Origin of the sequence: Sphingomicrobium aestuariivivum (assembly GCF_024721585.1) — a bacterium.
Classification (GTDB): Bacteria; Pseudomonadota; Alphaproteobacteria; order Sphingomonadales; family Sphingomonadaceae; genus Sphingomicrobium; species Sphingomicrobium aestuariivivum.
Map to the genome: position 1 here is coordinate 766,412 of NZ_CP102629.1, position 12,684 is coordinate 779,095.

Annotated in this window: 15 protein-coding genes and 1 tRNA gene; 4 read left to right on the forward strand and 12 right to left on the reverse strand. The window is 66.4% G+C overall.

Features of this window, described 5'->3' with window-relative positions; genetic code table 11:
• Positions 1–5: 5 nt before the first annotated feature.
• Entirely contained in the window at positions 6–614 is a 609-nt protein-coding gene (locus tag NUW81_RS03960; protein ID WP_245110555.1) for an SOS response-associated peptidase, read from the reverse strand.
• Between the two features lie 140 nt (positions 615–754).
• Here NUW81_RS03960 and NUW81_RS03965 point away from each other — a divergent pair, with 140 nt between their 5' ends.
• On the forward strand, positions 755–1,111 hold the full coding sequence (locus NUW81_RS03965; RefSeq protein WP_245110557.1) for a glycine zipper 2TM domain-containing protein: 357 nt from the start codon (positions 755–757) through the stop codon (positions 1,109–1,111).
• Positions 1,112–1,254: 143 nt separating this feature from the next.
• Positions 1,255–2,379, forward strand: coding sequence for a hypothetical protein (locus tag NUW81_RS03970; protein WP_245110560.1), 1,125 nt, complete (start codon positions 1,255–1,257; stop codon positions 2,377–2,379).
• On the opposite strand, the gene NUW81_RS03975 is transcribed toward NUW81_RS03970, so the two are convergent.
• The 4 genes from NUW81_RS03975 to NUW81_RS03990 form a co-directional block, all read right to left on the reverse strand.
• Positions 2,357–2,698 carry a DUF2794 domain-containing protein gene (locus tag NUW81_RS03975; RefSeq protein WP_245110562.1) on the reverse strand — a complete coding sequence of 114 codons (342 nt, stop codon included), beginning with the start codon at positions 2,696–2,698 and terminating at the stop codon, positions 2,357–2,359. The genes NUW81_RS03970 and NUW81_RS03975 overlap by 23 nt on opposite strands.
• The gene (gene epsC / locus NUW81_RS03980; protein WP_245113664.1) at positions 2,695–3,375 is read right to left on the reverse strand and encodes a serine O-acetyltransferase EpsC; all 681 of its coding nucleotides are present in this window, start codon (positions 3,373–3,375) and stop codon (positions 2,695–2,697) included. Before epsC ends, NUW81_RS03975 begins: the two co-directional genes overlap by 4 nt.
• Positions 3,376–3,482: 107 nt before the next feature.
• Entirely contained in the window at positions 3,483–4,004 is a 522-nt protein-coding gene (locus NUW81_RS03985; RefSeq protein WP_245110564.1) for a carboxymuconolactone decarboxylase family protein, read from the reverse strand.
• A 125-nt stretch (positions 4,005–4,129) separates the two neighbouring features.
• Positions 4,130–4,675: a peroxiredoxin gene (locus NUW81_RS03990; protein WP_245110566.1), complete on the reverse strand. Its 546-nt coding sequence runs from the start codon at positions 4,673–4,675 to the stop codon at positions 4,130–4,132.
• 144 nt (positions 4,676–4,819) lie between these two features.
• Here NUW81_RS03990 and NUW81_RS03995 point away from each other — a divergent pair, with 144 nt between their 5' ends.
• The gene (locus tag NUW81_RS03995) at positions 4,820–5,737 is read left to right on the forward strand and encodes a hydrogen peroxide-inducible genes activator (protein WP_245110568.1); all 918 of its coding nucleotides are present in this window, start codon (positions 4,820–4,822) and stop codon (positions 5,735–5,737) included.
• Here the strand turns inward: NUW81_RS03995 and NUW81_RS04000 are convergent.
• Both NUW81_RS04000 and pgsA read right to left on the reverse strand, forming a co-directional pair.
• The gene (locus NUW81_RS04000) at positions 5,708–6,007 is read right to left on the reverse strand and encodes a hypothetical protein (RefSeq protein ID WP_245110571.1); all 300 of its coding nucleotides are present in this window, start codon (positions 6,005–6,007) and stop codon (positions 5,708–5,710) included. The genes NUW81_RS03995 and NUW81_RS04000 overlap by 30 nt on opposite strands.
• Positions 6,008–6,097: 90 nt before the next feature.
• On the reverse strand, positions 6,098–6,670 hold the full coding sequence (gene pgsA, locus NUW81_RS04005) for a CDP-diacylglycerol--glycerol-3-phosphate 3-phosphatidyltransferase (RefSeq protein ID WP_245110573.1): 573 nt from the start codon (positions 6,668–6,670) through the stop codon (positions 6,098–6,100).
• Positions 6,671–6,784: 114 nt separating this feature from the next.
• On the opposite strand from pgsA, the gene NUW81_RS04010 reads away from it, so the two are divergent.
• A complete protein-coding gene (locus NUW81_RS04010) occupies positions 6,785–8,098 on the forward strand; it encodes an MFS transporter (protein WP_245110575.1) in 1,314 nt (437 codons plus the stop codon).
• Here the strand turns inward: NUW81_RS04010 and NUW81_RS04015 are convergent.
• From NUW81_RS04015 to rpsA, 5 genes are all read right to left on the reverse strand, one after another.
• Positions 8,095–8,268: a hypothetical protein gene (locus tag NUW81_RS04015; RefSeq protein WP_245110577.1), complete on the reverse strand. Its 174-nt coding sequence runs from the start codon at positions 8,266–8,268 to the stop codon at positions 8,095–8,097. The genes NUW81_RS04010 and NUW81_RS04015 overlap by 4 nt on opposite strands.
• 76 nt (positions 8,269–8,344) lie before the next feature.
• Complete coding sequence (locus tag NUW81_RS04020) at positions 8,345–9,955, reverse strand: putative bifunctional diguanylate cyclase/phosphodiesterase (protein WP_245110580.1); 1,611 nt, start codon at positions 9,953–9,955, stop codon at positions 8,345–8,347.
• A gap of 76 nt (positions 9,956–10,031) precedes the next feature.
• Positions 10,032–10,117, reverse strand: a tRNA-Leu gene (locus NUW81_RS04025).
• Positions 10,118–10,288: 171 nt separating this feature from the next.
• Positions 10,289–10,591, reverse strand: a complete 303-nt coding sequence (locus NUW81_RS04030) for an integration host factor subunit beta (RefSeq protein WP_245110582.1) — start codon at positions 10,589–10,591, stop codon at positions 10,289–10,291.
• Between the two features lie 141 nt (positions 10,592–10,732).
• Positions 10,733–12,433: a 30S ribosomal protein S1 gene (gene rpsA / locus NUW81_RS04035; RefSeq protein ID WP_245110585.1), complete on the reverse strand. Its 1,701-nt coding sequence runs from the start codon at positions 12,431–12,433 to the stop codon at positions 10,733–10,735.
• Positions 12,434–12,684: the final 251 nt, after the last annotated feature.

The following is a 12,684-nucleotide window of genomic DNA, read 5'->3' on the forward strand; positions in this document are numbered from 1 at the left end:
CTTTCTCAGGCGAATTGGGTCATCTTGTCGTCGGGATAGGCCTTGGCAAGCGCGCAGGCCTCCTCGGTGCTGCCACCGAGCCATTGGTCGTAATCATCGGGATCGAGCATCACCGGCATCGCCTTGGGATGCACCGCCCCCACCATCGCGTTGGGCGCGCAGGTGAGGAAGGAGAAATAGGGCCGCTCCTCCCCCGGGCGCCAGATGCCGGCAAAGGCGAACAGCGCGTCGCGCTCGCCCTCTCCCCGCTCCTTCAGGCCGAACCAGTGCTTCACCTTGCGCCCCGTCGCGGGGTCGGGCTTCGCGCTCCATTCGGAAAAACGGGTGACCGGCACGAGGCAGCGTCGCTCCGGATTGGCCAGCGCCGAGCGCCAGAAGGGAGATGACAGGTTGCGCACGTTGGTCACGGGGCGCCCGCCCGCCGCCTTGGGCCCGGGAAATCCCCACTCCATCTCCCTGAGCGCCAGCGCGCCTTCCTCGCGGGTCATGACGGGCGCTGCATATTTGGGATAGATCTCGTCCTGCGCCGCCACGTTCGACCGCTCGCCCTCGAAGCTGCCGAACAGCTTCTTCATCTCGTCGACGCTCGCGGTCATCCGGTAAAGATTGCACATAGGCCCTCCCTCACCTCGAGCCTGCCCCGCACTCGGCTCGTCGTAAAGCGTGCAGAGTAACCGTTAACCCCGCTTGCCGGTTGTCTTCCGTTAAGTTTCATCGACGCAACATCCTCTCCGGAACAATCATGGAGATTATCATGTCGCGTCTCACGATCAGCCTCGTCGCGGCCAGCCTGCTGGTCCCGACCCTCACCGCGCCCGCGATGGCGCATCACAAGAAATGGCACCGCGGCGGCCCGCCCCACGGCTACCATCGCATCTCGGGCTATGACGGCGACGTCTGGCTCGACGAGCGCAACCGGTACCGCTGCAAGAAGTCGGACGGCACCACCGGCCTGATCGTCGGCGCCGCGGGCGGTGTCCTCCTCGGCCGCGCCATCGACACCGAGGGCGACCGCACCACCGGCACCGTGGTCGGCGCTGCCGCCGGCGCGCTGCTCGGCAAGGCGATCGACCAGAAAGTCGTCAACCGCGATACCTATCGCTGCCGCTGATCCCCCAGTCGGCGACGGCGCGCGCGCGCCCGGGCTTTCCCCCCACTGCCCGGGCGCGCCTTTCGCGAAACTGTGCCGCTGTATTGACATTCTAATACAGTAGGGGCAGCCTGCTCCCACTTCAACAGTGGGGGTATGTTTTCATGTACAGCCAACAGGAACTGGACGACGCCGTCGCTGCCGGCGCCATCCCGGCCGAAAGCGCCAATGCGCTGCGCGCCTTCGTCTCGCAGCAGCGCTCCTCGACCATCGTCGATGAGGAGCATTTCCGCCTCATCACCGGCTTCAACGACATCTTCGTCGCGGTCGCGGGCGGCATCCTCTTCTTCGCGGTCGGCTGGATCGGCCAGTGGCTCGGCGAGCAGACCGGCTTCATCCTCGACGGCGAGATGACCCCCATCGCGGGCGCCTTCATCGCCGCCACCGCCTGGGGCCTTGCCAGCTACTTCACCGCCAAGCGCCGCATGGCGCTCCCCTCGATCCTCTTCATGCTGGCCTTCCTCGTCGGCATCGGCTGGACCGTCTTCGGTGGTCTTGCCATGGGCGTCGAGGCGATGATGGCCGAGCCGGGCGAACGCGAGCTCGCGATCGTCGCCGCCATTGCCGCGGCCTGCACCGCTTTTGCGGCAAAGCTGCACTGGAACAGCTATCGCGTCCCGATCACGGTCGCGGCCGGTGCCGTCGCCGTTGCCGCCATCGTCATCGCGCTGGTCGCCGCCGTGCTGGCCGACACCATCGCTGCCGCCGCGCTGATGGACATCATCCTCGCGATGGTGCTCGTCCTCGGCATCGCCATCTTCGCCTATGCGATGAAGTGGGACGCCTCCGACCCCGCGCGCGTCACCCGCCGCTCGGACGTCGCCTTCTGGCTCCACCTCGCCGCCGCGCCGATGATCGTCCATGCGACCTTCAGCCTCCTCGGCCTCAACGATGGCAACGCCACCATCGCCGAGGGCTTCATCGTCATCGGCCTCTACATCGCCATGGGCCTGACCGCGCTGGCGGTCGACCGCCGCGCGATGCTCGTCTCGGCGCTCGCCTATGTCCTCATCGCCTTGTCGGAGATGTTCCGCCAGTTCGGCGCGGTCGAGCTCAACATCGCGCTCACCGCGCTGGTGATCGGCTCGGCACTGCTGCTGCTGTCGGCCTTCTGGCACCAGGCGCGGGGCAAGGTCGTGTCGGCGCTGCCCGCCGGCCTCCAGTCGCGCCTGCCCAACCTGCACGGCGTGGCCGCCGCGCCGCAGGTCAGTCGCGAACCAGCCGCATAAGCCGGCGCTCGATCGGGGCCAGGACGTTCTTCAACTCCTGGCCCCGCTTGAGGACCTGGCCCTGCTCGCCGAAGAGCGCATAGACGCCCTGCCGCTGCCGAAGCGCGGGGCGTTTTTCTATCCTTATCTCGGGCCGCTCGGCGGCGCGGCGAAAGGCCGCGAAGACGGCGACGTCCCTGTCCATGCGAATGGCATAGTCACGCCAGTGCCCCGCCGCGACCATGCGGCCGTAAAGATCGATGATGGTGAGGAACTCGAGCCGTTCCCAGCCGACCTGCGCGGGCCCCCGCCCGCTAGGGAAGGGCGTCACCACACTCATGCGCGGCGGCTGTCCTTGTCGTCGTCGGCGGCCTTGGCGGAGGCCAGTTCGGCGCGCAGCTTCTTGATCTCGCGCTCCATCTGGCAGAGCCGCTGCTGCATCGGGTCGGTCAGCTCCTCGCACGGTGTGCCATAGGGCATGAAGCCGCCCGCCGTCTCGGCCTTGACGGGGATGGGCCGTGCCACGGGGCCGACCATCGTCGCGCCCACCGGCACGTCCTTCGTCACCACCGCATTGGCGCCGATCCGCGCCGCCTTGCCGACCGTGATCGGCCCCAGCACCTGCGCGCCCGAGCCGATCACCACCCCGTCCTCCAGCGTCGGGTGCCGCTTGCCCGCCACCCCGTCGAAGGGGTTGGTGCCCCCCAGCGTCACGCACTGGTAGATGGTCACGCCATCACCGATCTCGGCGGTCTCGCCGATCACGGTGAAGCCATGGTCGATGAAGAGATGCCTGCCCACCTTCGCGCCCGGGTGGATGTCGATGCCCGTCGCGAAGCGCGCGAAATGATTGATCATCCGCCCGAGGAAATAGAGCTTGCCGCCCCACAACCAGTGCGCGAGCCGATGCAGCCCGAGCGCCATCACGCCGGGGTAGAACAGCACTTCCCAGCGGCTGCGCGCTGCGGGATCGCGTTTCTTGATGCTGTCGAGATAGTCGATGAGCGAGCTGAACAGTGCGGGTCTCCCGGGGCCTCGTTCGCCCCAATGTAGGGCTGGCTGTGCCAATAGAAAAGCCGGAGGCCCCCGAAAGGGGCCCCCGGCCTCCCCGATCCATGCGCGAACTAGAGGGTGCCGTGCACCGTCGCGAGCGCGTTCATCACCGCCGCGATGCGCACCGCCGACTGGATGTCGACTTCCTTGACCTCATGCTTGGCGAGCACCTTCTCGTGGCTGTCGATGCACAGCCCGCAGCCGTTGATCGCGCTGACCGCGAGGCTGAACAGCTCGAACTCTTCCTTGGCCACCCCGTGCGTGCCGATCATGTTCATCCTGAGCTTGGCGGGCATGGCGGCGTAATTCTCGTTCCCCGCGAGGTGGGTGAAACGATAATAGACATTGTTCATCGCCATCACGGCGGCAGCGCCGCGCGCGGCCTCGGCCATCTTGTCGTCGAGCCTGGGCGCGCAATCGGCTTCGGCGGCCTCGATCAGCGGTTTGTAGCCGGTGCCATGCGCGCAGGCGAGGAACAGGCCGTATTTGCGCGCATCGCTCATCCCCTGCTCGGTGAGCAGCGTCGACAGGTTGAGCTTCAGGTCCTTGGCATAGGCCGGCATCGCGGCCGAAAATTCCTTGAGAGCGGACATGGGGGTCTCCGGCTAAGGGGCAAAAAAGGGCGGGAGCGCGATGTTTCAGGGGGAAACGCGCTCCCGCCCCGGGGGCTGACGGCTATCGGGGGGCGGACAGCCGCCAAACCTTCATGGCAGGCGCGTTAGGCGGCCTGCGGCTTGAGGACCTCGTCGCCCTCGGTCCAGTTGCACGGGCACAGCTCGTCGGTCTGCAGCGCGTCGAGGACACGCAGCGCCTCGGCGGGGTTGCGGCCGACATTGAGGCCGTTGATCGTCACGTGCTGGATGATGTTGTCGGGGTCGACGATGAAAGTGGCGCGATAGGCAACGCCTTCTTCCTCGTTGAGGATGCCGAGCTCGCGGGCGAGCTTCTGGTTGGCATCGGCGATCCACGGGAAGTCGGCAGCGGCCAGCTGCTCGTCCGAACGGCGCCACGCGAAGTGGACGTGGGTGGTGTCGGTCGAGGCACCGATCAGCACCGCGTCACGGTCGGCGAAGTCTTCGGCGAGCTCGCCATAGCCGACGATCTCGGTCGGGCAGACGAAGGTGAAGTCCTTCGGCCAGAAGAACAGGACCTTCCACTTGCCATTGGTTTCGCCGAGATCGAGCGTCTCGTCGGCGGGAAGCTGGTCGGTGCCCTGCTGGACGGGAACGGTGAGCGAGGGAAACTTGTCGCCAATGGTAAGCATGAGCGGAAAACTCCGGTTTTATGGGTTTTGAAGAAGGACGGTGCAGTGCAGCACCGCTGGGTTCGCGGCCCGATATAGGGGGGATTGAACGCGCTTCAATCGCTTAATATCAATGAGCGTGATCGAATCAGTCGATGAGGAAAAATGGCCGTCCACCTGCCCACCATCAAGCAGCTCCAATATCTGATCGCGCTCCACGAGCATGGCCATTTCGGGCGCGCCGCCGAACATTGCTATGTCACCCAGTCGACCCTGTCGGCGGGCATTCGCGAACTCGAGACCCTGCTTGGCACGGTGCTGGTCGAGCGCACCCGCCGCGTCGTCCGCTTCACCCCGCTGGGCGAGAAGATCGCGGCGCAGGCGCGCGACGTGCTGCGCGAGACGCAGGCGCTGGCGGGCCTCGCCGCGGCCGAGGGCAAACCGCTGTCTGGCGACCTCCGGCTCGGTGTCATCCCGACCATCGCCCCCTTCCTCCTGCCGCGCGTGCTCCCGCACCTGCGCCAGCGCTATCCCGACCTTCGCCTCTTCCTGCGCGAGGAAACCAGCCAGGCGAGCTGCGAGGCGCTGCACCGCGGCCAGCTCGACTGCGTGCTCCTCGCCCTCCCCTTCCCGTGCGGAGACGTCGACCATGTCGATCTCATCCGCGACCGCCTCTTCATCGCCTATCCCAAGGGCGAGGCGCCCGACCTCGCCTCGATTCCCCCGCGCCTGATCGAGGAAGGCCGCCTCCTCATGCTCGAGGACGGCCACTGCCTGAAGGACCATGCGCTGGCGGCCTGCAACCGGCCCGAGATCCGCGCCTCGGCGGCGATGATGGCGACCAGCCTGCACACGCTCGTGGAACTGGTCGACAATGGCCTCGGCCTCACCTTCATCCCCGAAATGGCGCTGTCGGCGGGCATCATCGAACATACCGGCATCGAGGCGCGCCCGCTGGAGAGCGAGAATGGCACCCGCACCATCGCGCTTGCCTGGCGCCGCAACAGCCCGCGCGAGGAGGAATTCCGCCTCCTTGGCGAGGCTTTGAGCGAGCTAGCCGGGGAGCTGGTCCAGCCCCAATAGCCACATGTCGAGCCGCACCGCGCGGATGGGCGCATCGGGCATCGCCTCGGCCAGCTCGCTGCGGTGGCGCATGATCCATTGCAGGCAGTCGCCGCGGCTGTCGAAGGTGGGAAAGCGCTCCCGGCTCGGGCGCATCGTGCGGCGGTCGACGAGGTAGCGCGCCTCCTTGCGGCAACCCGGCACCGCGCTCCAGTCGCGGCACGGCGCGCGCACGCAGGGCACCCAGTGCAGGTGCGCGCTATCGAGCCCTTCGATCTCGCTCCTGTGCATCCCCTCTCCTCTCCCGATCAGGCGATGATCGGGTCAGGAAGGCGGATTTTTCGGCAAAAGTCAAAAGCGCCTGTGAAACGAGCCCCGGGCTCAGTCCATGTGGCGAAGGCCGACGCGCAGATAATCATAGCCGGTGATCATGGTCAGCACGGCCGCGCCCCACAGGCTGGCGATGCCGACCTGGTGGATCCACAGCTCGCCCGGGATCGCCCCGCCGAGGATGAGCGCGCCGAGCGCCATCATCTGCAAGGTGGTCTTCCACTTGGCGAGTCGGCTCACCGGCACCGAGACATTGAGCGGCCCGAGGAATTCGCGCAGCCCCGAGACGATGATCTCGCGCAGCAGGATGACCAGCGCGGGAATGATGGTGAGCCCCGCGATGACCGGCTCGGGCTCGCCTGCGACGCGGCGCGTGGCGACCAGCATGATGATGACCGCCGCCACCATGATCTTGTCGGCGATGGGATCGAGGAACTGCCCCAGCCGGCTGATCTGCCCCTGCGCCCGCGCGAGATAGCCGTCGATATAATCGGTCACCCCCACCACGCAGTAGAGGACGAAGGTGATCGCATAGTCGAGCGGGCTCGGCGACCAGAGGAGCCACACGAGGATCGGCACCGCGAAGATGCGCGACAGGGTGAGAAGGTTCGGAAGGGTCAGCATCGTTTCGGGGCCGACCTTAGGCACAAGCGCCACCCTGCGGCAATTTCTTTTTGTTTGCGCTTATTCGTGGCTATGCATGGGAACAGTCGCGGATCAGGGGGAAAGCGTCACGTCATGAAAACCAGCCTCGCCCTGCTCGGGCGCCGCCGCTTCGCGCCGCTCTTCGCGGTCCAGTTCCTTGGCGCCCTCAACGACAACCTGTTCCGCACCGCGATGGTGCTCCTCGTCATCTTCGGCATCTATGACGACCCCGATACCGAGGCGAGCCTGTCAGCGCTGGCGGGCGGCCTGTTCATCCTGCCCTTCATGCTCTTCTCGGCGGTCGCGGGCAGCCTTGCCGATGCGCATGACAAGGCCAAGGTCATCCGCCACATCAAGAGCGCCGAGCTCGTCATCATGTTGTGCGGCGCCGCCGGGCTCCTCCTCCAGAACGTGCCGCTCCTCCTCGGCACGCTGGCGGCGACGGGGCTCCAGTCGGCCTTCTTCGGCCCGATCAAATATGCGCTGCTGCCCCAGCATCTGGCGAAGGACGAGGTGCTCGGCGGCACCGCGCTCGTGCAGGCCGGCACCTATGTCGCCATCCTCGGCGGCACGCTGCTCGGCGGCGCGCTCCTGTTCCGCGACCTCGTCGGCGGGGTCGATGCGAGCTGGGCCGCGCTCGGCGTCTTCATCGTCGCGCTGCTCGGCCGCTATGCCGCCTCCTTCGTGCCCCCCGCCCCGCCCGCCAAGGGCGCGCGCGGGTCGCATGTCGACTGGAACCTGTGGCGCTCGGCGCGCTCCATCGTGCGCGCGGTGATGGGCCGCCGCGAGGCCCGCCGCGCCATCTGGGCGATCAGCCTGTTCTGGGCGCTGGGCGCGGTGCTGCTCGCGCAATTCCCGCCGCTGGTGAAGAATGCGCTGGGCGGCAACGAGACCGTGGCCACCGCCTTTCTCGCCATCTTCTCGATCGGGGTGGCGCTCGGCAGCGTGGCGGCCAACCGCCTCCTCAAGGGAAAAGTCTCGGCGCGGCTCGCCCCGTGGGCGGGGCTGGGCATGGCGCTATTCGTGCTCGATCTCTTTCGCCGCCTCCAGGGCTGGGACGCGGGCGATGGCCTCATCGGCATCATCCCCTTCCTCGAACGGCCCGGCGGACAGGGCATCGCGCTCGATCTGTTCGGTACCGCGCTGATGGGCGGCGCCTATGTCGTGCCGCTCTACGCCTGCCTCACCACCCGCATCGATCCCGCCCTCACCGCCCGCGCGGTGGCGGTCAACAATATCGTCAACGCGGGGCTGATGGTGGTCGGCTCGCTGATGCTGACAGGCGCGATCCAGGCCGGCATCTCGATCACCGACAGCCTGCTCGGCGTCGTCGCGGTGGCGCTGCTCGCAGGCCTCCTCGGCGCGCGGGTCGAGCGCGGCAGCGACAGCAAGGAACTCGTCGCCTAGGCGATGAAGAGGGTGGTGAAGAGAAAGCCCGCCGCGAAGGTCGTGCCGAACAGGCGGATATCCTCGGCGCGGGCCAATTCCTGCTCGAGCAGCTTCTCGAAGGTCACGCGATAAGCCATCCGCAGGCTGCGGAGAAAATCATCGAAGGCAAGGCGCGTTGTCGACTCCATATCGAGAGTCCTAACGCGCGATTTACCTTTTGGGCAAACTGTCCGCTAACTTTTGTCCCAAGGCAGGACGGTTCCCTCAGGAAGCGCGCTGTTCGCCCGGCACCTCGTCCACCCCGTCATCGCCGTGACGCAAGAGCTGCTCGGCCTGGTCGGCGGTCATCGGCTTGCCGAAATACCAGCCCTGCCCCTTCTGGCAGCCGATCTGCATGACCAGCGCATGGGTGCGGGCGGTCTCGACCCCCTCCACCGTGACGGGAATGTCGAGCGCCTGCGCCAGCGTCGTCACCGCGCGCACGATCGCGCGGCTTTCTCGATCCTCGGCGAGGCTCGAGACGAAGCTGCGGTCGATCTTGATCATGTCGAAGGGCAGCGCGCGCAGGTGCGACAGGCTCGAAAAACCCGTGCCGAAATCGTCCAATGCGATGCGGATGCCCTGGTTCTTGAGGCTGGCGATGACCGTGCGCGCCACCTCGAGATCGGAGAAGAGCGAGCTTTCGGTGATCTCGACCACCAGCCGCTCGGGCGGGAAGCCGGTCTCGGTAAGCAGCTTCACGAGCTTCTGTGCAAGCCAGCTGTCGCTAAGCTGCGAGGGTGCGATGTTGATCGACAGGTCGATGTCGTCGGGCCATTCGGCCGCGCGTTTCATCGCGCCCTTGAAGACATGCTCGGTGAGCGGCCCGATGAGATTATGCTCCTCGGCCACGGGGATAAAGCGGTCGGGGCCGATCATGCCCGCCAGCGGATGGTCCCAGCGTGACAGCACCTCGAACCCCGTGACGCGGCCGGTGGCAAGGTCCACCTGCGGTTCGAAATGGGCGAGGAACTGGCCTGCCTCCACACCGGCACGGATGCCCTGCTCGAGTTCCGAATGGGCGATGAGCTCGCGTTCCATGCCATCGTCGAACCAGACGGGGCGCGCCAGCCTGCCCGCCTTGCCCGCGGCCAGCGCGATATCGGCGCGTCGCAGGAGCGCGCGGGCGGACAGGTCGCCGCGCGGCGCGGTGGCGATGCCGACATGGGCGCCGACCTGGATCATCTTGCCGTCGATATCGAACGGCTTGGTCGCGGTGTCGAGCATTGCCTGCGCGAGCGTCTCGGTCGCGGCCTTGTCGACATCGGCAGCGCACGACGGAACGATCAGCGCGAACTCGTCCCCCGCCACGCGCGCGGGCACGACCGCCCCGGTGGCGAGCTCGGCAATCTCGGCGGCGATGCGGCGCAAGAGCTCGTCACCAAGGTCGAAGCCGTGGCGCTCGTTGATCGACTTGAAGCGGTTGAGCTGGAGCGAGATGACCGCGACATGGCCCTGGGCGTCCTCGGCGTTGACCCGCTGGCCCGCTTCGGAAAAGCCCTTGCGGTTCGCCAGCCCCGTCATGCCGTCGATCGATGCTCGCTCGCGGGCGCGGCGTTCGCTATCCTCGCGCCGCTGCATCTCGTGCTGCACGTCGACATAATAGCGCCAGCCGAACAGGATCAGCGCGACGTTGAGGACCAGCGTAACGGTCGAGACCCGGAGGTCGGCGGTGACCCCCTGCAGCCCCTCGCTCAGGCGGAAGAAGAAGCTCGCGCCATTGACGATGAACAACGCGATGGCACCGACGAGGATGGCCAGCGTGACCCACTCGCGGCGCCAGCGCAACGCGTGAACCAACCGCTTCAGCGGACCGAGGTCATGCCACCCACTCATGCCAGCCTGATTGGGGCACGAGTGGTTAAAATTTCGCTCAACTCTCGAACGGAGTTTAGCGGCAGCAAGAAGAAGGTGGTGCGGACGGCGGGACTTGAACCCGCACTCCCGTTGGGGAAGCCGATTTTAAGTCGGATGCGTCTACCATTCCGCCACGTCCGCACGCTGAAACGCCTAGCGGCAATTGCGCCCATGTCCAAGGCGCCCGACCCTTTCGGTCGCTGGCGAGGCGAAAATCGGGAAAGCGGGCGACCCGGCGCGCAGCATAGCCTTGGCTATGTGAGCACCGGAAGTGACCGCTTTCGTGATTTGCAGCCCGCCAGGGGCCGAAAGCTAGTCGTTGTCGGCGCTGTGGGCGTTGAGGTTCAGCCGCTCGCGCATTTCCTTGCCCGGCTTGAAGTAGGGCACGCGCTTGGCCGCCACGTCGACCGGCTCGCCGGTGCGCGGGTTGCGCCCCGTGCGCGCATCGCGCTGGCGCGTCGAGAAGGCGCCGAAACCGCGCAGCTCGACACGGCCCCCGTCGGCAAGCTGCTCGATGATGCTGTCGAACAGGTTGGCGACGACGCTTTCCACCTCGCGCTGCGTCAAATCCGGAAAATCCTGGCAAAGCTTCTGCACCAGTTCGGAACGGATCATGCGGCCCTCTTCCCCCATATTCACTCAAACATCCCGCCCCCCGGCAGGCTCTCGGTGACAAGGAGTGGGAAAAAAAACGGGGCGGTGCAAGCCCTTGCTCGCACCGCCCCGAATTTTTTGTCCCGTGAAGGGAAAGGCGACTTACTTGTCGTCCTTCTGCTTCAGGGCTTCGCCGAGGATGTCGCCGAGCGAGGCACCGCTGTCCGACGAACCATACTGGGCGACGGCCTGCTTCTCTTCCGAGATCTGCAGCGCCTTGATCGAGAAGTTCGGCTTCTTCGAACGGTCGAAACCGGTCACGAGGGCATCGAACTTCTGGCCGACCTGGAAACGCTCCGGACGCTGTTCGTCGCGGTCGCGGCCGAGGTCCGAACGGCGGATGAAGCCGATGGCGCCATCGTCGCCGGCCTGCACTTCGAGGCCGCCGTCGCGCACGTCGAGGACGGTGACGGTGACCGTCTCGCCCTTCTTCACGCCGTCGCCGCCGCCGACGGCAACGCCGCCGCGCTCGAGCTGCTTCATGCCGAGGCTGATGCGCTCCTTCTCGACGTCGACGTCGAGAACGACGGCCTTGACCGTCTCACCCTTGTGGTGGAGCTGCAGCGCTTCCTCGCCCGACACGCCCCAGGCGATGTCCGACATGTGGACCATGCCGTCGACGTCGCCCGGAAGGCCGATGAAGAGACCGAATTCGGTGGCGTTCTTGACTTCGCCCTCGACCTCGGTGCCGACCGGGAACTTGTCCGCGAAGTCGTGCCACGGGTTCGACTGGGCCTGCTTGAGGCCGAGCGAGATGCGACGCTTTTCTTCGTCGACCTCGAGGATCTTGACTTCGACTTCCTGCGAGGTCGAGACGATCTTGCCCGGGTGGACGTTCTTCTTGGTCCAGCTCATTTCCGAGACGTGGACGAGGCCTTCGATGCCCGGCTCGAGTTCGACGAAGGCACCATATTCGGTGATGTTCGTCACGCGGCCGGTGAAGTTGGCGTCGACCGGATACTTGGCCGAGGCGCCTTCCCACGGATCGGCTTCGAGCTGCTTCATGCCGAGGCTGATGCGCTGGGTCTCGCGGTTGATGCGGATGATCTGCACCTTGACCTTGTCACCGATGCCGAGAACCTCGCTCGGGTGACCGACGCGCTTGTAGCTGATGTCGGTGACGTGGAGCAGGCCGTCGATGCCGCCGAGGTCGACGAAGGCACCGTAATCGGTGATGTTCTTGACGACGCCCTCGATGACCTGGCCTTCGGTCAGGCTCTGGATGAGGTCCGAACGCTGTTCGGCGCGGGTTTCCTCGAGGATCGCGCGGCGCGACACGACGATGTTGCCGCGGCGACGGTCCATCTTGAGGATCTGGAACGGCTGGGGGATGTCCATCAGCGGGGTGACGTCGCGCACGGGGCGGATGTCGACCTGGCTGCCCGGAAGGAAGGCCACCGCACCGCCGAGGTCGACGGTGAAGCCGCCCTTCACGCGGCCGAAGATGTTGCCTTCGACGCGCTCGTCGGCCTCGAACTGCTTCTCGAGCTTGTCCCAGGCGGCTTCGCGGCGCGCACGGTCACGGGACAGCATCGCTTCGCCATTGGCGTTCTCGACGCGGTCGACATAGACTTCGACTTCGTCGCCGACGCTGAGTTCGGCCTTCTGGCCCGGGGCGGCGAATTCGCGGAGCGGCACGCGGCCTTCCGACTTGAGGCCCACGTCGATGACGGCGAGATCGTTCTCGATGCCGGTCACCTTGCCGGTGACGACGCGGCCTTCGAAGCCTTCGTCCTCGCCACCGAGTTTTTCATTGAGAAGCGCGGCGAAATCGTCGCGCGTCGGGAAAGCCGTATCGGCCATAAAGTTCACTTCTTTCGTCTCTGGGTTTGCCGCCGGACCTTCCACCACGGAAGACCTTCTCCTTGCGGACTTGGACAAACCTGATCCAATCCCGCCCCGCGACCATCGCGAAGCGACATCCACCAGGCCGGCAGGACACGGGGGCTGCGACAGCATCGTCATGAAGCGAAACGACCGACAAAATCGCCAGTAAGTTCCGTCACTTGAAGCTGGAGACGGGCACCCCGCGAACCGGTCGGCTCGCTGGACGG